Below are 23790 nucleotides of genomic sequence, written 5' to 3' on the forward strand. Positions count from 1 at the left end.
AAAGCTTTACGTATGCACTTGGGTGTTATTTAGTAAAGTTAATTAATTGACGTCTATATGCAGTGAGTAGTTTTGATTTTGAAATAAAACCAATATAGACTTTGTTTTTTACAACAGGGAGATTCCAAGCACTACTGTCCTGGAACTTTTTCATAATATCTGTCATTTTATCGTTATCCATATCAATAATTTCTGGTGGTTTCTGCATGACTTCATTTGCAAATACTTCTTTGTAAAGAGATTGGTCAAACATTATTGGTCTTATATCATCTAGTAGGATGATTCCTTTTAACATGCCGTCTTCTTCGCCGACAACAGGGAAAATGTTTCGGTTGGATTTTACAACTGCTTTATGCACAATATCGCCTAAAGTCATGGTTGTAGTTATGGTAATAAAATTGGTTTCAATGACTTTATTAATATCCATTAAAGTTAAAACAGCATGGTCTTTATCGTGTGTAATTAATTCGCCTTTTCTACCTAATTCCATGGTGTATACGGAATGCGGATTGAAATATGTAGTAATACCATACGAAATTGCTGCTGTAATCATTAAAGGTATAAACAAATCATAACCACCAGTTAATTCGGCAATTAAGAAAATAGCAGTTAATGGTGCGTGCAAAACCCCTGCTAATAAACCTGCCATACCAACAAGTGTAAAATTACTTTCCGATACCGGAGTGCTTACTAGTCCGCAGTTATTAATTATTTTAGCAATACAGTTTCCCATAATACTACCCATAAAAAGGGTTGGAGCAAAAATGCCTCCAACACCTCCAGCGCCAAAAGTTAAAGCACTAGCGAATATTTTGAAAAACACTAAACCAGCTAATAAGGCTACAATAATCCAAATATTCGATAAGTCTAGATCGAATAAATTATTTTGAAGTGCTTTTTCGGGATGCCCTGCAATAAGGTTATTTATAATATTAAAACCTTCCCCATAAAGAGGAGGAATTAAATAGACCAAAATACCAATTAGTGTTCCTCCAAAAAGTACTCTTTTTATGGGCGAGTCAATCTTATCAAACACTTTTTGAACCCTTTCGTAAATACTAGTAAAATAAATAGAGGTTATGGCCGCTGTTATACCTAAAATAGCGTAAAATGGCGCTTGAGAAAGTATAAATGGATCTTCAATTTTGAAAGGTAATAAAACATCATTTCCTAAGAAAAAATAAGAAGTTAAGATTGCAGAAAGCGATGCAAGTAAAAGCGGTAACATGGATGCTAATGTTAAATCTAAACTAAAGACTTCTATAGCAAAAATAATAGCAGCTATGGGTGCTTTAAAAATAGAAGACATGGCTCCAGCCGCAGCACAACCAATTAGGAGGTTTCTAGTGGTTTGGTTCATGTGAAACATTCTAGAAATGTTTGAACCTATGGCAGCACCTGTAGCTACCGTTGGACCTTCTAAACCAACAGAACCACCAAAACCAATGGTAATTGGGGCTGTTAAAATGGAACCAAACATTTGAAATCGCTTAATGATTCCTTTGCGTTTGGAAATAGAATAAAGGGTAGATGGAATACCATGGCTAACCTTATTTCGTATCACATACTTTATTATGAAATGAACTAATGTGAATCCAAGAATTGGAAATAAAAAATAGAATGCCTGATGGTAATGTTTTATTAAATTACCTTCTAGAAAATGCTGAATTAAATGGGTTAAGTTTTTTAATACTACAGCCCCAATTCCGGATGTAAAACCAACAATAATACTTAATAAATAAACAAATTGTTTGTGAGAGATGTGTTTAGCTCTCCAAATCAAAAAGCGTTTAAATAATGGCTGTTGTTTTGGCATAATTTAAAACTACTAAAAAATCCTGCAAAAAGCAGGATTTTTAATTTATGATTTTAAGTTTAGTTTTAAACTTAATTCTGTTAGTTGATCATCATCAATTGGAGCAGGAGCGTCTATCATGACATCGCGACCAGAATTGTTTTTCGGGAACGCTATAAAATCTCTAATAGTTTCTTGACCGCCTAAAATGGCAACCAATCTATCTAATCCAAAAGCAAGTCCGCCATGAGGAGGCGCGCCATATTCAAAGGCATCCATTAAAAAGCCAAATTGTGCTTTTGCTTCTTCTTCCGAAAAGCCTAAATGCTTCAACATGATGGCTTGTGTTTTCTTGTCGTGAATTCTAATCGATCCACCTCCAATTTCGTTTCCGTTTAAAACCAAATCGTATGCATTGGCTTTTACTTCTCCGGGATTGGTATCTAATAGTTCTATTTGTCCAGGTTTTGGAGATGTAAATGGATGATGCATTGCATGGTAATGGCCCGTTTCTTCATCTAGTTCTAATAATGGGAAATCTAGTACCCAAAGTGGAGCAAATACTTTTGGGTCCCGTAAACCTAAGCGTGTTGCTAATTCCATACGTAAGGCGCTTAATTGTGCTCTTACTTTGTTTGTGTCTCCAGATAATACACAAACAAGGTCTCCAGGTTTTGCTCCTGTAATTTCGGCCCATTTTGCTAAATCTTCTTGGTTGTAAAATTTATCTACAGAAGATTTGAATGTTCCATCGTCGTTACATCTAGAATAAATCATTCCTAAAGCACCAACTTGTGGGCGCTTTACCCAATCAATAATTTTATCTATTTCTTTTCTTGTATAAGTGTTTCCGCCAGGAACAGCAATACCGACTACTAATTCAGCGCTATTAAAAACACCAAATTCTTTATGTTGGGCTACTGCGTTAAGCTCGCCAAATTCCATTCCGAAACGAATGTCTGGTTTATCGTTTCCGTATAAACGCATTGCATCATCGTAAAGAATTCTTGGGAATTTCTCTATTTCAACGCCGTTTACTTCTTTTAATAAATGACGTGTTAATCCTTCAAAAACATTTAAAATGTCTTCTTGGTCAATAAAAGCCATTTCGCAATCTATCTGTGTGAATTCTGGTTGTCTATCTGCACGTAAGTCTTCGTCTCTAAAACATTTTACAATTTGGAAGTACTTATCCATGCCACCAATCATAAGCAGTTGCTTAAAGGTTTGAGGCGATTGTGGAAGTGCGTAAAACTGCCCTGCATTCATTCTGCTTGGCACCACAAAATCACGAGCACCTTCTGGAGTAGATTTTATTAAGTACGGAGTTTCTACTTCTATAAATCCTTCGTTAGATAAAAAGTTACGTACTGCTTGCGTTACTTTCGCTCTAAAAATTAGATTGTTTTTTACGGGATTACGTCGGATATCTAAATAGCGATATTTCATACGTAGTTCTTCACCTCCATCGGTTTCATCTTCAATAGTAAACGGAGGAACTAAAGCTTCATTTAAAATATTTAACTCAGAAACTAAAATCTCAATGTCTCCAGTAGGCATTTTTGGATTTTTAGATGCGCGCTCTATTACGGTTCCTTTCACTTGAATAACAAACTCACGACCTAATTTTTGTGCTTGCTCTAACATTGCTTTAGAGGTGCGCTCTTCATCAAACACCAATTGCGTTATTCCGTATCTATCTCGTAAATCTACCCAAGCAATAAACCCTTTGTCTCTCGATTTTTGAACCCAACCTGCAAGAGTTACTTCTGTATTTATATGTGATGCATTTAACTCACCACAATTATGACTTCTGTACATAAAATTTTATTTGAAGTGCAAATTTAACATTTATATTGTGACTTTAATTGGTATTGTAAGAACTAATTTTAATAGTGTGCAGCTAGGATTATATTGGTTTTTTGTTATTATATATTCATAAAAAGGGATAAAAATTTAAATATTTAACAATTTTGTTGTTTTTTTGTTTAAACAATATAAATCTAAACTTATGGTAAAAAACTTCTTTATGGTGTTGTTTCTATTATTAGGGACTTCACATTTTATGAGTGCACAACAAGTAACAGGGAGCGTTTCGGATGATTCTGGGCCAATACCTGGAGCCTCTGTTGTTGTAAAGGGAACCGCAAATGGTACAACTACAGATTTTGATGGTAATTATACCATTGATGCCAATAATGGGGATATTTTAATATATTCTTATGTTGGTTATGAAGAACAAGAAGCTACGGTTAGTGGTCGTGTTATGAATATAACGCTGCAATCTGGAGTTTCGTTAGATGAAGTTATTCTTGTAGGAAATAGGGCAAAACCAAGATCTATTCTAGATTCGCCTGTGCCAATAGATAATATTGGTGTTGCAGAGTTAAAGAATACAGGGCAACCTACAGTAGATAAGATGTTAACGTATAAAGTACCTTCTTTTAATTCTACAACGCAATCCATTTCTGATGGTACTGCACATTTTGATCCAGCAGATTTACGTGGATTAGGTCCAAGTAGAACCTTAGTTTTGATTAATGGTAAACGTAAAAATCAAAGTGCTTTAGTGTATATTAATGATACGCCTGGTAAAGGAGAAGTTGGTGTAGATTTAAAAAGTGTGCCAGCTGCAGCTATTGAGCGTATCGAGGTTTTAAGAGATGGAGCATCTGCACAATATGGTTCGGATGCCATTGCTGGAGTAATAAACATGGTCTTAAAAAAAGATGTTGAGTTTACTACAGTTAGTGCAAAAGCAGGAGTAACTACAGAAGGAGATGGTTTTAATTTTGGAGTGGACTTAAATACTTCTATTGGTTTAGGAGTAGAAGGAAGTTATTTAAACTTCACGCTTGGTTACTACGAGCAAGAAAAAACGAATCGTGCTGGTACGCCAGGAAAAGATGATTTATTCGGTGTTGGAGCAGATGATCCCATGTTTGGAGCTTGGTTAGCTGAGAATCCAGATTTAGGAATGAATGTGGGACAACCAGAATCTAAAATTATGGATATTTTTATTAATGCTGGAGTTCCTATAGGAAACAAAGGAGCCGAGTTTTATACTTTTGGAGGGTTGACATACAGAACAGGGAAAAGTTTTGCATTGTACCGTACACCTTATTGGGTTACAGATCCACATAATTTATTACATGAGGCAGGAACAGAATATCAAGGTTTTCAGCCTACATTTGAAACAGATATTAGAGATAATAATTTTACTGCAGGATTTAAATGGGATTTACTTGGATTTAAAGTAGATTTAAGTGGAACTTATGGAAGAAACGCTGTGAATTATGAGGTTGGTAATACGTTAAATGTAGATTTAGGAGCTAATAGCCCTACGTCTTTTGATGTTGGTGCATATACTTTTAGTAATACACTTGCTAATTTAGACTTAAGTAGAGAAATTGGAAAGTTTGTAGTTTCTTTTGGTGCTGAAGTAAAAGGAGAACGTTTTACTGCTAAGGCAGGAGATGCAGCATCTTATTATAATCCTTCAGGAGGTGGAGGAGCACAATCTTTTCCAGGATTACAACCTAGTAATGCGGTAAATGCAACTAGAGATAATTATGGTGTTTATGGAGCTTTAGATTGGGAGCCAACTGAAAAACTTTTAATAGGTGGTGCAGTTCGTTATGAGGACTTTAGTGATTTTGGAGATAATACGTCATGGAAAGTGAATGGTCGTTATTCTTTAGGAGAAAAAGGAGCTATAAGAGCATCTTATGGTACAGGATTTAGAGCGCCTTCATTACATCAAATTTATTTGAGTAATGTACAAACGCTAGTTTCTGGTGGTTCTATTTCTAATCAAGGTACTTTTAATAATGTAGACCCTATAATTAGAAATGGTTTAGGTGTGCCGCAATTAACAGCAGAAACTTCTAAAAATATTTCTGCAGGAATTACTTTTAAGCCTTTAAATAATTTATCTCTTTCATTAGATTTTTACAATGTGAAAGTAGATAATAGAGTATTATTTACAAATGAAATTGGTTTTGATTCAGATGGTTCAACCATCAATCCTGTAGAACAGATATTGATAGATAATTCGATTACAAGTTTAAAATTCTTTGTTAACGCAGTAAATACAAATACTACAGGAGTCGATTTAGTAGCTAATTATAGAAATATGGAAATAGGTAATGGTAAATTATCAGCAACATTAGCAGCTAATTTTAATAATACGGATATTGATGGTAAGATTGATACTCCAGCTTTACTGGAAGCTAATGGATATGATATCTTTAATAGAAAAGAGCAAGCTAGAATCCTTTCTTCTAGACCTAAAACTAAAGTGTTATTAGGTTTTGATTATGAATTGAATAAATGGAATTTTGCATTAAATAACACCTATTTTGGTAAAGTAACTTGGCAACATGCTACAGATACTGATAAAGATCAAACATTTGCAGGGAAAGTAATTACTGATTTAATTTTTGGTTATGCATTTAGCGATCGTCTTTCTGCCTCTTTATCTGTTACCAACTTATTAGATGTATATCCAGATGAAATAGAAACAGGAGGAGATGTTGTTACAGATCTTGGTGGTAGATTTAAATATCCTTGGGAAGTAAATCAATTTGGTACTAATGGAACAACTATTAGTGGTGGATTGAATTTTAAATTCTAATCTTTTTATATAGATCACTGTCTTAAAATAATAAGGACAGATTTGAATAAAAATAAAACCAGAGAAGTTCGCTTCTCTGGTTTTTTGATATGTATACGTTTGGTAATTTTTATATTAAATGAAGTTTTTATTTATTCGTTTAAATGCGTGTTTTTTTAACAAAAAATAAAGACATTTTATAAATAATAGTATTTTAAATTGAAAATTATTTAAATAATTAGCATTTTTTGTTGTTACTTAGTAAGAACTAATAAAAACAAAAATTATGATTAAAAACTACCTAATGGCAATGATGCTTTTTTTTGGAGCTTCTCAAATCATTGCACAACAGCAAATTACCGGAAATGTTTCGGATGATACTGGGCCAATCCCAGGAGCTTCGGTTATTGTTAAAGGAACCACAACAGGAACCACAACAGATTTTGATGGAAATTACTCCATAGAAGCTAACAATGGTGCTACATTATTGTTTTCTTATGTAGGTTATGATGAGAAAGAAGTTATTGTAACAGGAAATGTGATGAATGTTACTTTAGTCTCTGGAGTTGCTTTAGATGAAGTTGTATTGGTTGGATCAAGAAGAGCAGGAAGAACTGTTTTAGATTCTCCTGTGCCAATTGATGTTATAGATGTTCAGGAAATAGCATCGCTTGGAGCGCAAACAACAGTTAATGAAATTTTAAATTATGTTGCGCCTTCATTTACATCTAATGCACAAACAGTTTCCGATGGAACAGATCATGTGGATCCTGCTTCGTTAAGAGGTTTAGGTCCAGATCAAGTATTAGTATTAATTAATGGAAAAAGACGTCATAAATCTTCTTTAGTGAATGTAAATGGTACTGTTGGTACTGGTACAGTAGGTACCGATATGAATTCTATTCCTTCTTCAGCAATTTCTAAAATAGAAGTATTGCGTGATGGTGCCGCGGCACAATATGGATCCGATGCTATTGCTGGTGTAATTAATATTGTATTGAAAAAAGCTACCAATGAATTAACTTTAAATGTGAATACTGGAGCAAATTTTAGTCAACACGCCGAGCAATACGACGAAGGTGGTGTAGATGGTGAAAAATTTCAAATAGATGCGAACTACGGTGTAGATTTGGGTAAAAATGGTGGTTATATCAATTTTACAGGTTCTTTAGAAAATAGAGGAGCTACCAATAGAAGTGGTTCTATGGGACAACCAATTTATACAATGTTTGATATTGCTGCTAGAAATTTAGGTTATGATGAAGCCTATAATATGAATCCTAGTGCGTTAGCAAATTATGTTGCAGGCTTAGATCCTTCTTTACAAGCGGTTTATGATCAAGGTATTGCGAATGGCGATTCTTATTTGGATATAATCGCATCCGATGGTGCTACTTTTAGTGGTGATACATCTAATCCTGCTCCAATATCTGAATATGAATTAGCGCAAAGAGGTCTTACTCGGGATGATTTTAGAATGAAAGTTGGGCAATCTAAATTGCGTGGTGGAAAGTTTATGATGAATATGGAGTTACCATTAGATGATAATGGGTCTACATTTTATTCTTTTGGTGGTATTAGTTTTAGAGATGGTTTAGGAGCTGGGTTTTATAGAAGACCTGCGTATACCGATGGTAGAGGGAATCAAGAAGCTTTACCAAACGGTTTTTTACCACATATTGCATCTAAAATTATAGATAAGTCTTTTGCTGCAGGAATTAAAGGTAAAATTGGGGATTGGGATATAGATTTTTCTAATACCTATGGAACAAATAGTTTCGATTTTACGATTGAAAACACCGTGAATGCAACTTTAGGTACAGCATCTCCTAGAGAGTTTGAAGCAGGAGGTTTTTCTTTTGCACAAAACACTACTAATTTAGATCTTTCTAAATTTTATGAAGATACTTTTTCCGGATTTAACGTTGCTTTTGGTGCGGAATATAGAGTAGAGAATTATCAAGAAATAGCAGGTGAAGAGGCTTCTTGGGCTAGCTATGATCAAAATGGTCAAATTGTAACAGGAGCTACACCAGATGCAGATTTAGTAACTAGTTATTTTGGAAATGTTGTTCCAGGTGGAGCGCAAGTTTTTCCAGGATATAGACCAGAAAATGAAGTAAATCAAAACAGAAATAGTTATGCTGGTTATTTAGATTTAGAAGCAGATATTAGTGAGGCATTTTTAATAAGTACCGCTTTTAGATATGAAAATTATAATGACTTTGGAGATACCTTTAACTGGAAACTAGCCTCTAAATATAAGTTTTCCGATAATTTTGCAGTAAGAGCTGCATATAGTACCGGTTTTAGAGCACCAGATTTACATCAGATTTATTTTAATGCTACAGCAACACAGTTTGTTGGAGGAATACCAATTGAACAAGGTACTTTTTCTAATAATAGTAGGTTAGCACAGTTGTTAGAAATACCTAGCTTAAAGGAGGAAACTTCTAAAAATTTCAGTTTAGGTTTTACAGCGAAATTACCAGACTTAGGTTTAAAATTCACAATCGATGGTTATATCGTAAACGTAGAAGATAGAGTCGGTTTAACAAAAAGTTACAGCCCAATAGATGATAATAACGATAGTGTTATAGATGAAAATGACGAATCACAACAAGCATTTGATAATGCAGCAGCGACTGCAGCTAAGTTTTTTACCAATGGATTTGATTTAGATAATAAAGGGGTAGATATTGTAATTGCTCATAATATGTCTTTAGGGGAAGGGAATTTAACAAATAATCTTTCTGCTACTTTTAGAAAAGTGGAAGTAAAAAATGTAAGAGAGATTCTTGGTGAAGAAATTTTAGACGAAACCTTAAAAGGGTATATTGAAGATGCGATGCCAAGCACTAAAGTAAACTTAACCAATACGTACAAGCGTGAAAAATGGAGTTTGATGCTTCGTAATGTATACTTTGGTTCCGTAAATGATCCAGACTTTAGAGGCACTGCAACACCTGTAGAATATGGTGCTAAAATTGTAACCGATTTAACAGCTTCTTATAGCTTAATGGATAATTTAAGAGTTACAGCAGGAGCTAATAATCTATTTGATATATACCCAGACGAAGTGCCTTTTGAAGGTTCTCAGTATGGAGATCAATTTATTTTCTCTAGAAGAACTTCGCAATTCGGATTTAATGGTCGTTATGTGTTTGCTAGATTAACTTTCACTTTAAAATAAAAAAATATGAAAAATATAAAATCAATTTATAAGCTATTTTTATTACTTGCTGTCGTATTGGTAGTCAGTTGTGATGATAGTGATGATATGAATGATGTTGTAACTAGTACAACAACAGCACAAGGAAACTCTGTTTTTATTGAAACAGATGACGCAAGTGCAGGGATCTTTACCTTAACAGGATTAAATAATACGGATGAAATAAATATAGCAATTAACAACGCGGTTACTGCTAACTTAACTCCTGGATTTACAGTCTATAATTATGTAGATAATTCTACGGCTGTATTAGGTACAGACTACACTATTAGTGTTGCTGATATTGCAGCAGGAAGCATGAGTAGTACTGCGCAAATTACTTTTTTAACCGATGGAATCTATGAAGTTGTTTTAGATGGTTCCTCAGATGCTTCTGTAGATGCAGCTGGAAATAGTAGGTTTTTCTCAACAGACTCTGGAAGTTATAGAGCTATATTAACTTGGACCGATGCGACGGTGAATTTAGATATGGATTTAGATTTAATGACAGCAGCTTGGGGATGGGGTTTTGTAACATTCGATTCCAGTAGTTCTAGTACTGCTATAGATTTATCGGAAACAGTAGAGTTATTAGGTGTCGTAGGACAAGGTAATTTAGCTTTATGGTTTTGGGGAAATAACAATACCGCTGTAGATTACAAAATTCAGCTTTTTGATATAGAAACAACACAGCAAATTGGAGATGATTATTTAGGTACTTTTCCAGCAGCAACAAATGCTTGGAGATTATGGTTTTCTTTAGGGGCAGATGGAGATGGGAACTCTTCTATTGTTGAAGTGTTTGAAGAAGATCCAGGACTTTAATAGATTCAGGTAACTTATTATAATAAAAAAAATCCGAAGCATGTGCTTCGGATTTTTTGTTTCTTCTATCGTCTGTTTTTTATTCTTCAGTAATAGCTACTGTTGTATTGCTTCTATTTCGTAACCACATTTTAAATCTTGTCACTAAGTAGAATAATATAGGTACCACAATTAGTGTTAAGAAAGTAGCAATGAATAGCCCGTAAATAACGGTCCAAGCTAATGGACCCCAGAATACTACATTATCTCCTCCCATATAAATATGCGGATTAAACTCACTAAATAAAGTAAAGAAGTTAATGTTTAAACCAATTGCTAACGGAATTAAACCAAGTATAGTAGTAATAGCCGTTAATAATACAGGGCGTAAACGCGCTTTTCCTGCACGAACAATACTTTCAAATAGGTCATCTTCTTCTAGGTAATCTTCTTTGCCTAGATTTAAATCATTCTTTTTTCTGTCAATTAGTAGTTGTGCATAATCGAGTAGTACCACACCGTTATTTACTACAATTCCTGCTAGTGATATAATACCAACCATAGTCATCATAATAACAAAGGCACTTCCTGTAATAACAATACCTCCAAATACGCCAATAAAACTCAAGAAAATAGCCAACATAATAATCGTTGGTTTTGAAATAGAATTAAATTGAAAAATTAAAATAAAGAAAATTAATCCTAATCCAGTAAAGAATGCTCCCACTAAGAAAGTCATTTGTTTGTTCTGTTCTTCAATCTGACCCGTATAATCTACCTTAACATTTTCTGGTAAACCTTCATAGTTTTTCATTTCATTTTGCACTTGTGCAACAATGACTCCGGCATCTGTAAAGCCAGGAGAAAGCGCAGAATAAACAGTAACAACACGTTTGGTGTCTTTATGCTTAATCGCGTTGAACCCAGAATTGTTTTCATATTTTGTTACCGCAGAAACTGGAACACTTTTTAACTGTCCCGTATTATCTCTAAAGGTTATATTCTGATTGAATAATGCACTTGTGTTATATCTAAGGTCTTCATTAAAACGGACATAAATATCAAAGTCATCACCGTCTTCTTTATAGATTCCGGCCTTAGAACCAAAGATAGAATTACGTAATTGTTGTCCTACTTGTAACGCGCTAACACCTAGTTCTCCTGCTTTTTCACGATCTACAGTAACACGCATGGTTGGCTTGTCTTTGTTCACGTTAATTTTAAGTTCATCAATACCAGGAATATTTTTAGTATTAATAAATTCACGCATGTTTTCTGCAACAGCAATCAACTCATTATAATCATCTCCTTCAATTTCAATGTTAATTGGTGATCCAGCTGGTGGTCCATTAACGTCTTTTTCTACCGAAATTAAAACACCAGGATAAATCCCTACCAATGAAGATTGTACTTTTTGTCTTAACAGTTCGCTATCTTCACCTCTACGATATTTGTACTCGCGCATAGAAGCAGTAATCTTTGCTTTATGTGGCGTTTCTGCAGCAGATCCCATATCTGTTTGGGCATTTCCTGCACCAGCACCAACTTGCGATACAGCGCTTTCTACCATAAAATTATAGCCATCGTCTATATATTGTGCATTATTTAAAACCGTTACAACGTGCTTTTCAATTTCTTTAGTAATCGCATTTGTTTTTTCAATCGCTGTACCTTCGGGATATTCTATATAAACAATAATTTGATTCGGTTTATTATCTGGAAAGAATTCTACTTTAGTTCGTTGTGAACTCAAAGAAGCTCCAAAAGCTACAAAGGCAAGTATAAGTAACCCAAAAGTACCAATAGTTAATACATATGGTTTCCATCCAGAAAGTGCCCAACGTAATTGCTTCTCATACCAACGTTCTAACCTAACCAGTGTTTTTGTTTGAAAGTTATTCGCCCATTTACGAATAAACCATCGGTAAAACCAAAGCATGATAGCAGTAAAGATCATTAATGTTCCGAGTCCTCGGTAAGCACCACCAAAAAGTAAAATGAGTGCACCAAGGATTGCAATAATACTTGTGGTTTTAATGATTTGCTTTAATGGCATGTCTTTATCTTCAATACTCATGAATTGAGAAACTAAAACAGAGTTAAAGAAAATAGCAACAAATAAGGAAGAACCTAAAACTACAGATAGCGTAATTGGCAAGATCATCATAAAATCTCCCATGATTCCTGGCCATAAACCTAAAGGAATAAATGCCGCAACCGTGGTTGCTGTAGATATAATAATGGGAAAGGCAATTTCGCTAATCCCTTTTTTAGCAGCTTCAATTCTGCCCATGCCTTCTTCATCCATCAATCTGTACACGTTTTCAACAACAACAATTCCGTTGTCTACCAGCATACCAAGTCCCATGATTAATCCAAAAAGAACCATTGTATTTAAACTGTGTCCTAACAGGTTTAATATCATTAGCGACATAAACATAGACATAGGAATAGCAAATCCAACAAAAATGGCATTTTTAAAACCTAAAAAGAACATTAAAACGGTAACTACTAAGATGATCCCGAAAATAATATTATTTACCAAATCATCTACTTGACCAATGGTTTTAGGCGATTGGTCATTAGTGATCGTTACTTCTAAATCTTGTGGAAATATATTGTCTTTAGCATCTTGAACAATCACTTGTATTTGTTCTGCGGCTGCAACCATGTTTTTACCTGCACGTTTTTTTACGTCAAGCATTACAACAGGTTTTTCAAACTCTCTAGCAAATGTGTTTTTGTCTTCTTCTTTAAAAGTAACCGTTGCAATATCTTTAAGGTAGATGGCATTGCCATTTTCGGCCTTTACTACAAAGTTGTCTAGTTCGGAAGGTTTTTCTATTTCGCCTATTATTCTAATCGTACGACGTTGCCCGCTTGTAATTAAATTACCTGCAGACATAGTAACATTACCGCTTTTTATAGCGCCAATAACATCATTAAAAGTCACATCTGCAGCCATCATTTTATAAATATCGACAGCAACTTCTACTTCTTTTTCTTGCGCACCACGAATATCTGCTTTCTTAATTTCTTGAATATCTTCAATTTCATCTTGAAGGTATTCTGCAAAATCTTTTAATTTTTCAACAGGATAATCTCCAGAAATATTAATATTAAGAATTGGCATTTCTTCCGAAAGACTTAAATCAAAAACATCCGGTTCTACTTTAGCGTCATTAAATGTTGGCCAATCTTCACCAGAAGTTTCGGTGTCAATTTCATCTTTAACTTTTTGTTTTGCTTGTTCAACAGTAATGTCTTCGTCAAACTCTACAACTACCATCGAGTAGTCTTCTTGTGATGTTGAGGTGATTTCAACTACATTACTAACCGATTTTAATTTGTCCTCTAATGGATCTGTTATTAATTTCTCAATATCTTCAGCGGTATTACCAGGAAAAACAGAGCTTACATATATTTTAGTCTCATTAACTTCTGGGAAATTTTCTCTTGGCATACTAAAAAAAGCAGATACACCTATATAAAAGATTACAGCAATAAGCACATACATGGTGGTCTTATTGTTAATAGCCCATGAGGATAAACCAAACTCCTTTTCTATGTTTTTTTTCTTTTTTGTCATTGTATTTGGCTTAGTAATTTATCACTTTAACAGTTTGCCCATCTTTTACACTACGTGCACCTTCTTTTATAAGTTCTGTGTCATTTTCAATACCTTCTAAAACTTCAATAACATCTCCTTGTGTTCTTCCAGTTTTAATTATAATTTTCTTAGCAACGCCTTCTTTGTTTTCGTTTTTATTATTTACAACGTAAACATATTGTTCCCCTTCTGCATTTTCAGAAATGATACTTTGCGGAATTAATAACGCTTCTGTGTTGGTGTAGTCGTTAATTTTAAGCTTTGCAGTTAAATTAGGTTTTATTGTTTTGTCTTTATTAGGAATAGCAACTTCTATTTTAAACGTACGATTTGCTGGATTAATAAAATCTCCTGCTTGACGTATCTCCGTGTCTACTGTTTTTCCTAAAATTGGAAACTCTGCAGTTACACTTTTACCTTTTACAACGTTTGCAATATACGCTTCAGGAACATCTGTTTCAATATACATTTCATCCAGATTGATAATACGAATTAATTGTGATTGACCAGCTGCAACGACACTACCTTCCTCTGTAATAACATCGTCTATAGTCCCAGAAAAAGGTGCTTTTACGTTGGTTTTACCTAACTGTTGTTGTAATTGGTTTACAGCTTGTGTTTGTGCATCGTAATTAGATTTTGCTTGTAAATATTGAATTTCACTTCCTATTTTTTGATTCCAAAGTCTTTCTTGACGCTCAAAAGTAGTTTTTGCTAAATCTGCTTGAATTTGTAATTGTGCTACTTGTTGGCTTAATCCACCATCATCAATTTTAGCCAACAACTGTCCTTTTTTTACTTTTTGACCTTCTGTAACATATACTTTAGTTAGAATACCATTATATTCAGGAGTAATAACAATAAGGTTTTTGGTGGTTACATTTCCTTGAATTTCTAATACATGTTTAAATACTTCATGCTTTGCAGTAAAAGTGGTTATTAATGGTATTTTTTTTATCGTGTCTATTCTTGTAATAGCTTCGTCTAAAACTTTAATCTTGTCATGAAGAATCTTTTGATCATCCACTAATTCTGTTCTTTTAGTTCGTATTTTTTCTAAATTTTCAGTAGCTAAAATGTTTTCTACAGAATTATTCTTTTTCTCACCTCCGCAAGAGACAATTAATAGAGTAAGGATAAATAGTGAATATATATTTTTCATTATAAAGTGTTTTCTGGTTGTTTTAGTTTTTTGGTATTTCGTTTAAAACAGTTTCAAGTTCTGCTTTCGTATTTATTACATTTAGCATCGCTTGTAATAGCTCCTGTTGTGCTGTGTATAGCTGTGTTTGTGCTTGGCGTAAATCAAAGCTAGAAGAAATACCTTCAAAAAATTTGATTTGATTTTTTTGTTCTATACGTTCTGCTAAGTTTAGATTAGAAGTCTTGTTTTCATAATCTTCCATGGCAAATTGGTAATCACTTTTTGCTGAAGCAATTTGTAATTTTAACTTTTGTTGCGTTTCTGTTAAATCGTCTTTTGCTTTTTCAAGATTAACTTGAGCTCTTTGTGTAGAGGCGCTTCGCATGCCGGAACTAAATATTGGTATGTTTAAGCTTACACCAAATAAAGAAGATCCAAACCATTTTTGGTCGCTATTTGCAAAGTGGAATTTTTCATTATATGCTGCATAACCTCCATTTACAAAAGCATCCAATGTTGGTAATGCCTTGCTTTTTTCGAGTTTAAGTAATAATTCTTTTGCTACTTTATCATTTTCTGCAATTTTAAAGTCGATTGTGTTTTCTACATTTTCTTCCGCTTCTAATAAACTTAAAACAGAATGATAGTTCGCTAAGCCACTTAGGTTTTCTATTAATTTAGAGTCTGTATCAACATCTAGTCCAAGTGTGATGTTAAACATTTGGTAGGCTAGTTTTTTAAGTCTTTCGGTGTTTTTTAACTGACTTTCTACTCCCGAAAGTGTGATTTGTAATTGCTCTACGCTTTCCTCTTCCTCTAAACCGTTTTCATATATTTTAGTGATTTCAAAAATGTTTTTTTCTAAAACACGAATGTTTCTATTTAAAACGGAAAGGCTTTCTTCCGCCAATAAAACGTTTCCGTAAGCGTTAATAACCGCTTTACGCACTTCTAAATCTGTTTTTTCTTTTGCGTTTTTAGAAATTTCTAAATACACTTTGGCAGATTGTAAACCTACTAAATAAGAACCATCAAATAATTTTTGGGTTAAAGTTGCTGTCGCCGTTGTGCTTTGTTTTGTGCCAAAAGCAACAGGAATAAATGTTCCTGGAGTTCCGCCAGCCAATTCCGCAGGAAGTAAAGTAACTTGTTGTTTAATCCAATTTTGATAATCTACACTCGCGCTTAATTGTGGTAAACCTGTAGCAGTAGTTTCCCATTTTTGTAATTCTGCTGCCTTAATATCTCGAACTGCATTTTTAGCAGTCCTATTATTTTCTAAAGCATAATCTATGGCTTCTTGTAAACTAAAACTAGTAGCTGCTTCTTGCGAAAAAGCGACTGCGGTTATTAAAAAGAATAGAAGTGTGATACTTTTTTTCATTCGGTCTTTAGGATTGATTGGTTTTTATAAACTTGTTTAGTGTGCGTAAGCCTTCCTCGTTACAAATCGCTCTTAAGTGATATTCCAAATAGCTTTCTGTTAGATAATCCATAGTAAATTTATCGGAAGGAAAAATAGATTCATCTTTAATTCCAGTCATACCATTAAAATACATTCTGGAAATAAAATCTACATCTATATTTTGTCTAAACAATCTGGTATCAATACCTCTTTTCAAACTTTCTTGAACAGACTTATGCATTTTTTCAAATTGTTTAAGTTGTAAGTTCTTGAAAATTTGAGGATAGTATTTTTTTAATTGATATTGAGGGGATGTTTTTTCGTTTTTCAAATAATTCATCACAAACATTTTAATATCATATAATTCTTCAATAGGATTGTGTGATGCGTCACAAATACAATCTATTCCTCCACAAATATTTTCAAACATATTTGATGTGGTAGCTTCAATTAATTTGGTTTTATTATCAAAATGCTGGTATATGGTTTTTTTAGATATAGCCAATTCGTTGGCTATGTCATCCATAGTGACACTCTTAAAACCTAGGGTTAAGAATAATTCTCCTGATTTATGTATAATTTTTTCTCTCATAATTTGGTGCAAATGTACGCTAGGAAACTTTAAAAACAAAAAAAGTTTCCATAGTTTTAATTGTTTTTTAACATTTACGAAAAGAATGCCTTTATTTTTTTATAATTCACTTATTTTTGCGGCATGCAAAACATTCCATTTTATCAAGAAACATTTGTTTCCTATTTAGAGAAATTTGTTTCCAAGCGAGAACCAGAATCACTATATGATCCTATTCATTATATATTAAACTTAGGTGGTAAAAGATTACGTCCTGTTTTAACTCTAATGACAGCAGAGATTTTTAATGGGGATTATAAAAAAGCGTTAGATGCCGCTTTAAGTATTGAGGTCTTTCATAATTTTTCATTGGTACATGATGATATTATGGATGATGCTCCTTTACGAAGAGGGAAAGAAACCGTTCATGAAAAATGGAGTATAAACACAGGTATTCTTTCTGGAGATGCGATGCTTATTTTAGCATATCAATTTTTCGAAAACTATGAACCAAAGATCTTTCAAGCGCTTGCTAAGTTGTTTAGTAAAACGGCGTTAGAAGTTTGCGAAGGGCAACAATATGATATAGATTTTGAAACCCGCGATGATGTTACTATTGCAGAGTATTTAAAAATGATTGAATACAAAACAGCTGTTTTAGTAGGTGCAGCAATGCAAATGGGAGCAATTGTAGCAGAAGCAACAAAAGAAGATCAAAATACAATTTACCAATTTGGTAAAAACCTAGGAATTGCATTTCAGTTACAAGACGATTTTTTAGATGCTTTTGGTGATCCTGAAACTTTTGGAAAACAAGTAGGAGGAGATATTATTGAAAACAAAAAAACATATTTATATCTAAAAGCTTTAGAATTTTCTTCGGAAGAAGATCAGCAACAATTGGAACATTTATTTAGTATAAATCCAACGGATTCTTCTGATAAAATTGAAGCTACAAAAGAGGTTTTTATTAGTAGTGGTGCTGCGGAAGCTACAAAACAAGCTATTGAAAAGTATACAAACAAAGCATTCTTAGTCTTAGAAACTTTAGATGTTTCCGAAGAAAGTAAAAACGAATTAAAGTTGTTTGGCCGACAATTAATGAATAGAGACGTTTAATTTGATTCCCAAACAGGAAAGCAATCGTATCCATAGAAAATAAATTAAAATCGATTCCCCTTTTGGCTGGAATGACAAAAATGAATATACCTACAACTTTTAACGATTTAATAGCAGAAGCAAATAGTCTTGCGCTTTATCAAAAACTAGTAAAACAACTTAATAAAGATTTTTTGTTTGCAAATATAGATTTAGATTTTGATGAAGAAATTCTACCAGCAAGTTTAAAACTAATGCTTCATGAAACGGTTTATAAGCTCATTCAAGAAAAATTTGCCGAGTATTTAAATCTTCTCTATATTATAGATGTGCCAGAAAAACAAGTAAAAGAGTTAAACGGGAATGATACACTTAAACTGGCAGAAGACGTTTCGTTTTTAATTTTGAAACGCGAATGGCAAAAGGTGTGGTTTAAAAATAAGTATAGTTGATTTCCTTTTTCTAAGGAATTACCATGAGATTAAAAATAAACTCTTACAAAAGGTATCCAAGCACTTCCATATACACTTTTGTCATTGTCATATAATACATCATATCGCATACCAATAGTGAAATTTTGTGATCTGTAACCAGCACCCAAAAATAAAGCTGGAGACCAATAGCTATCGTCTATATTACTAACGTAATTTGCATCAAAGTCTCTGTTTACATGCAGTTGCTCAAACTCTCCAGAAAGCTGTATTTCAGGAATCGGACTGTATAAACCAATAATACCACCACCTAGAATAGTAGATTTATAAAAGTTTTTACGTTTGTTATATGTTCCATTAAGTGTTACACCTAATGCAAATTGATCATCAAATTGGTAAATGGCGCTGGGAGCTAAGGTGCCGCTAAAGAAACCATCTCCAAAACCTAATCCAATTCCGCCTCCAATACGTACTTTTTGCCAAAACACACTTTTCTGTTTTCTAATATTGTCTTGTGCTTTTACAGATGTAGCAAGAAAACAGGAAAAGACTAAAAAAGTAATAATTTTTTTGGTAAAAGGGCTATATTTATTCATAATTGTGTAAAACATTGAATTTTTAATGTTATAAATATACTAAAACTACATCTATTTTTAGTAAAAGTTGTATTTTTGAAGAAATTTTGTTGAAGCTAGATTCTCTCAAAAAAAATAATGGATAAATATTCCTTTTTAAACGCAGCACATACAGCATACTTTGCTGAACTTTACGACCAATATTTAAAAAACCCAGACTCTGTAGAGCCTAGTTGGAGAGCCTTTTTTCAAGGTTACGATTTTGGTTCTGAAACCTTTGGAACAGAAGGGGAAACTGTGGAAACAGTTACCACACAAATTCCCGAAAACCTTCAAAAAGAATTTCAGGTTGTAAAGTTAATCGATGGTTACAGAACCAGAGGTCACCTTTTTACAGCAACCAATCCCGTTCGTGCAAGACGACAATACGCACCAACATTAGAACTTGAAAATTTCGGTTTGTCAAATTCCGATTTAGAAACTGTTTTTAGTGCAGGAGAAATTATAGGTATTGGTGCCCAAACATTACGTGAAATACGCAAACATTTAGAAGCAATTTATTGCAAATCTATTGGTGTGGAGTATATGTATATTAGAAATCCAGAGCGTATGCAATGGATTCAAAATAAGCTAAATGTTAACGATAATCAACCAAGTTTTTCTGCAGAGGAAAAAAGACATATCCTTAAAAAGCTAAACGAGGCAGTTTCTTTTGAAAGCTTTTTGCATACCAAATATGTTGGGCAGAAACGTTTTTCTTTAGAAGGTGGAGAGTCGCTAATCCCAGCTTTAGATGCCTTAATTGAAAAAGCATCCGGTTACGACGTAAAAGAATTTGTAATGGGAATGGCACATCGTGGTCGTTTAAGTACCCTTACAAATATCTTCGGTAAATCGGCAAAAGATATCTTTAGTGAGTTTGATGGTAAAGATTATGAGCAAGAGGTTTTTGATGGAGATGTAAAGTATCACTTAGGTTGGACTAGCGATAGAGTTACAGATGCAGGAAAAAAGATAAACTTAAATATAGCACCTAACCCTTCGCATTTAGAAACGGTTGGCGCAGTAGTACAAGGAATAACGAGAGCCAAACAAGACGATAAATACCCAGACAATCCATCACAAGTATTACCTATTATTGTGCATGGAGATGCTGCAATCGCAGGACAAGGCTTGGTGTATGAAATTGTACAAATGGCGCAATTAGATGGTTACAAAACCAATGGAACCATTCATATTGTTGTAAATAACCAAATAGGTTTTACTACCAATTATTTAGATGCAAGATCGAGTACCTATTGTACAGATGTTGCTAAAGTAACCTTATCTCCAGTACTTCATGTAAATGCAGATGATGTAGAAGCAGTAGTACATGCCGTTTTATTTGCACTTCATTTTAGAATGAAATTTAAGCGTGATGTCTTTATTGATTTGTTAGGTTATAGAAAATATGGACATAACGAAGGTGATGAACCTAAGTTTACACAACCTTTATTATATAAAGCAATAGCAAAGCATAGAAATCCTAGAGATCTTTATGCCGAAAAGCTGATGGCAGAAGGAATTATAGATGATACTTATGTTTCTAAATTAGAAGAAGACTATAAAAGTTCTTTAGAAGAAAAATTAGAAGATTCGCGTAAAATAAAGAAGACAGAAATTACACCATTTATGAGTAATGAATGGGTAAACTATGGTACTTCAGAAGAAGATGGAATGATGAAACCTGTGGATACTACGTATTCTACAGAAGAATTAGCAAGAATTACTAAAGTAATTTCTAACCTTCCAAAGGATAAAAAATTCATTCGTAAAATATCCCGTCTTATTGAATCTAGGCAAACGATGTTTGACGAAAACAGATTAGATTGGGCAATGGGAGAACATTTAGCATACGCAACGCTTTTAGAAGAAGGTTACGATGTTAGAATTTCTGGTCAAGATGTCGAAAGAGGAACATTCTCGCATCGTCATGCAGTGGTAAAAGTAGAAGACAGTGAAGAAGAAATCGTTTTACACAATAAATTAAGTGATACGCAAGGGCGCTTTTTTATATACAACTCCTTATTATCAGAATACGGTGTTGTAGGTTTCGATTATGGTTATGCAATGGCAAGTCCAAAAACATTAACCATTTGGGAAGCACAATTTGGAGACTTTAGTAATGGAGCACAAATTATGTTAGACCAATATATAACAGCAGCAGAAGATAAGTGGAAACTACAAAACGGTTTAGTTATGTTGTTACCACATGGTTATGAAGGGCAAGGAGCAGAGCATTCCTCTGCACGTATGGAACGTTATCTTCAAATGTGTGCAAAAGACAATATGTTTGTAGTAGATTGTACTACACCAGCAAATATGTACCATTTGTTACGTAAACAAATGAAAGCAAATTTCAGAAAACCGTTAATTGTATTTACACCAAAAAGTTTATTACGTCATCCACTAGTAGTATCTACTGTCGATGAATTTGCTAACGGAAGTTTCCAGATGCTAATAGATGATAAAAAAGCAAAAGTTGACCAAGTAAAAACGGTAGTTTTTGTAACTGGAAAGTTCTATTATGATTTATTAGAACAACAAGAAAAGTTAGAAAGAGAAGATATTGCTTTAGTAAGAATAGAACAGTTATTCCCATTACCAACAGAAGATATTCGTAAAGTATTAGGTAAATATACCAATGCAGACGATATTGTTTGGGCACAAGAAGAACCTAGAAATATGGGAGCTTACAGTCATATGTTAATGCATTTAGACGAAGTGAAAACTTTTAGAGCAGCAAGTAGAAGACCTTATGGAGCACCAGCAGCTGGTAGTTCTGTTCGATCTAAAAAACGTCATCAAGAAGTTATTGATTTCGTATTTGATAAAACAAAAAATAATCAACGATAATATAAAATAAAATTATAGCGCATGATTTTAGAAATGAAAGTTCCTTCACCAGGAGAATCTATTACAGAAGTAGAAATAGCAACGTGGTTAGTTGAAGAAGGTGATTATGTAGAAAAAGACCAAGCTATTGCAGAAGTAGATAGTGACAAAGCAACATTAGAATTGCCTGCCGAAGCTAGCGGAACAATTACTTTTAAAGCAGAAGAAGGAGATGCTGTAGCTGTTGGAGCAGTAGTATGTTTAATAGATACAAGTGCTGCAAAACCAGAAGGTGGAGCTGCACCAAAAGCGGAAGCAAAAACGGAAGCGCCTAAGGCTGAGGCTCCAAAAGCGGAATCTCCTAAAACGGAAACCTATGCAACAGGAACAGCAAGTCCTGCGGCAAAAAAGATTTTGGCTGAAAAAGGGATGCAAGCTTCTGCTGTTACAGGAACAGGAAAAGATGGCAGAGTAACCAAAGAAGATGCCGTACAAGCGGTACCATCTATGGGAACACCAACAGGTGGAAATAGAGGTTCTTCTAGAAGTAAAATGTCTATGTTACGAAGAAAAGTAGCAGAACGTTTAGTAGAAGTGAAAAATACGACAGCCATGTTAACTACGTTTAACGAAGTTAATATGACTCCTATTTTTGCTTTACGTAATCAATATAAAGAAGATTTTAAAGCAAAGCATGGCGTTGGCTTAGGTTTTATGAGTTTCTTTTCACTTGCAGTAGTAAGAGCATTAGAAATGTATCCTTCTGTAAACTCAATGATAGATGGAAAAGAAATGTTAACCTATGATTTTGTAGATATCTCTATAGCTGTTTCTGGACCAAAAGGACTTATGGTTCCTGTTATTAGAAATGCAGAGAATTTATCATTCAGAGGTATTGAGTCTGAAGTAAAGCGTTTAGCGCTTCGTGCAAGAGATGGTCAAATCACCGTGGATGAAATGACAGGTGGTACATTTACCATCACTAATGGAGGTGTTTTTGGAAGTATGTTATCTACGCCAATTATTAACCCACCACAAAGTGCCATTTTAGGAATGCATAATATAATTGAAAGACCAATTGCTGTTGCTGGTAAAGTAGAAATACATCCAATGATGTATTTAGCATTATCTTATGACCACAGAATAATTGATGGTAAAGAGTCTGTAGGTTTCTTAGTAGCTATTAAAGAAGCTTTAGAAAATCCAACAGAATTATTAATGAATAATGATATTAAGAAGGCTTTAGAAATGTAAAATCTTTAAAGTATATTAAATAAAAAAGCGCGATATCCCTAAAATCGCGCTTTTTTCTGTTTAAATAACTATAATAAAACTAAAAGAAATTTACATAAATGTTTACTAAAATTATTGTAATGACTAGTACAACTAGACCGGCAATAAGTAGTTTGTGAGTGAAATTTAGGTTGTTTTCCATTTCTAGAGTGTTTTCCATATCTTTCTGAATTTTAACACTAGTAGCACTTTTATACTACAGAATGTCGAGTTTCCCCTTTATAAGTAATTGATTAATAGCTTTGTAAATATAAAGAACATATACGGTAAAAAAAATACGTATATATACGTATTTTTTTAAATGTATTTTTTTTCTAAAAACGAATTAATAAGTTGATTTACAGTGGTTTGTTTTATTTTTAAA

General features: G+C 33.6%; 14 protein-coding genes. 7 read left to right on the forward strand and 7 right to left on the reverse strand.

Annotated elements, in window-relative coordinates; genetic code table 11:
- Positions 1–25 precede the first annotated feature (25 nt).
- Complete coding sequence (locus ACVCZW_RS16895; protein WP_452230865.1) at positions 26–1816, reverse strand: chloride channel protein; 1791 nt, start codon at positions 1814–1816, stop codon at positions 26–28.
- Between the two features lie 45 nt (positions 1817–1861).
- Positions 1862–3616: an aspartate--tRNA ligase gene (gene aspS / locus ACVCZW_RS16900; RefSeq protein ID WP_452232978.1), complete on the reverse strand. Its 1755-nt coding sequence runs from the start codon at positions 3614–3616 to the stop codon at positions 1862–1864.
- A gap of 190 nt (positions 3617–3806) precedes the next feature.
- Here aspS and ACVCZW_RS16905 point away from each other — a divergent pair, with 190 nt between their 5' ends.
- The 3 genes from ACVCZW_RS16905 to ACVCZW_RS16915 all read left to right on the forward strand — a co-directional run bounded on the left by ACVCZW_RS16905 (position 3807) and on the right by ACVCZW_RS16915 (position 10446).
- On the forward strand, positions 3807–6431 hold the full coding sequence (locus ACVCZW_RS16905) for a TonB-dependent receptor (protein WP_452232979.1): 2625 nt from the start codon (positions 3807–3809) through the stop codon (positions 6429–6431).
- A gap of 265 nt (positions 6432–6696) precedes the next feature.
- Complete coding sequence (locus ACVCZW_RS16910; RefSeq protein ID WP_452232980.1) at positions 6697–9603, forward strand: TonB-dependent receptor; 2907 nt, start codon at positions 6697–6699, stop codon at positions 9601–9603.
- Between the two features lie 6 nt (positions 9604–9609).
- Positions 9610–10446, forward strand: a complete 837-nt coding sequence (locus ACVCZW_RS16915; RefSeq protein WP_452232981.1) for a hypothetical protein — start codon at positions 9610–9612, stop codon at positions 10444–10446.
- Positions 10447–10525: 79 nt separating this feature from the next.
- Here the strand turns inward: ACVCZW_RS16915 and ACVCZW_RS16920 are convergent, their stop codons facing one another.
- The 4 genes from ACVCZW_RS16920 to ACVCZW_RS16935 are packed head-to-tail and all read right to left on the reverse strand — an operon-like array spanning position 10526 to position 17176.
- Positions 10526–14014, reverse strand: a complete 3489-nt coding sequence (locus ACVCZW_RS16920; protein WP_452232982.1) for an efflux RND transporter permease subunit — start codon at positions 14012–14014, stop codon at positions 10526–10528.
- Positions 14015–14024: 10 nt separating this feature from the next.
- Positions 14025–15197 carry an efflux RND transporter periplasmic adaptor subunit gene (locus tag ACVCZW_RS16925; protein ID WP_452232983.1) on the reverse strand — a complete coding sequence of 391 codons (1173 nt, stop codon included), beginning with the start codon at positions 15195–15197 and terminating at the stop codon, positions 14025–14027.
- Positions 15198–15219: 22 nt separating this feature from the next.
- A complete protein-coding gene (locus ACVCZW_RS16930) occupies positions 15220–16563 on the reverse strand; it encodes a TolC family protein (RefSeq protein WP_452232984.1) in 1344 nt (447 codons plus the stop codon).
- A gap of 7 nt (positions 16564–16570) precedes the next feature.
- Positions 16571–17176: a TetR/AcrR family transcriptional regulator gene (locus ACVCZW_RS16935; protein ID WP_452230873.1), complete on the reverse strand. Its 606-nt coding sequence runs from the start codon at positions 17174–17176 to the stop codon at positions 16571–16573.
- 123 nt (positions 17177–17299) lie between these two features.
- Between ACVCZW_RS16935 and ACVCZW_RS16940 the strand changes: the two genes are divergently transcribed.
- On the forward strand, positions 17300–18274 hold the full coding sequence (locus ACVCZW_RS16940) for a polyprenyl synthetase family protein (RefSeq protein WP_452230874.1): 975 nt from the start codon (positions 17300–17302) through the stop codon (positions 18272–18274).
- An 80-nt stretch (positions 18275–18354) separates the two neighbouring features.
- Complete coding sequence (locus ACVCZW_RS16945) at positions 18355–18705, forward strand: hypothetical protein (RefSeq protein WP_452230875.1); 351 nt, start codon at positions 18355–18357, stop codon at positions 18703–18705.
- Positions 18706–18734: 29 nt separating this feature from the next.
- On the opposite strand, the gene ACVCZW_RS16950 is transcribed toward ACVCZW_RS16945, so the two are convergent.
- On the reverse strand, positions 18735–19280 hold the full coding sequence (locus ACVCZW_RS16950) for an alpha-ketoglutarate decarboxylase (protein WP_452232985.1): 546 nt from the start codon (positions 19278–19280) through the stop codon (positions 18735–18737).
- A 117-nt stretch (positions 19281–19397) separates the two neighbouring features.
- Between ACVCZW_RS16950 and ACVCZW_RS16955 the strand changes: the two genes are divergently transcribed.
- A complete protein-coding gene (locus tag ACVCZW_RS16955) occupies positions 19398–22154 on the forward strand; it encodes a 2-oxoglutarate dehydrogenase E1 component (protein WP_452232986.1) in 2757 nt (918 codons plus the stop codon).
- A 21-nt stretch (positions 22155–22175) separates the two neighbouring features.
- The gene (gene odhB, locus ACVCZW_RS16960; protein ID WP_452230878.1) at positions 22176–23387 is read left to right on the forward strand and encodes a 2-oxoglutarate dehydrogenase complex dihydrolipoyllysine-residue succinyltransferase; all 1212 of its coding nucleotides are present in this window, start codon (positions 22176–22178) and stop codon (positions 23385–23387) included.
- Positions 23388–23790 lie beyond the last annotated feature (403 nt).

The organism is Lacinutrix sp. MEBiC02595, from assembly GCF_053601555.1.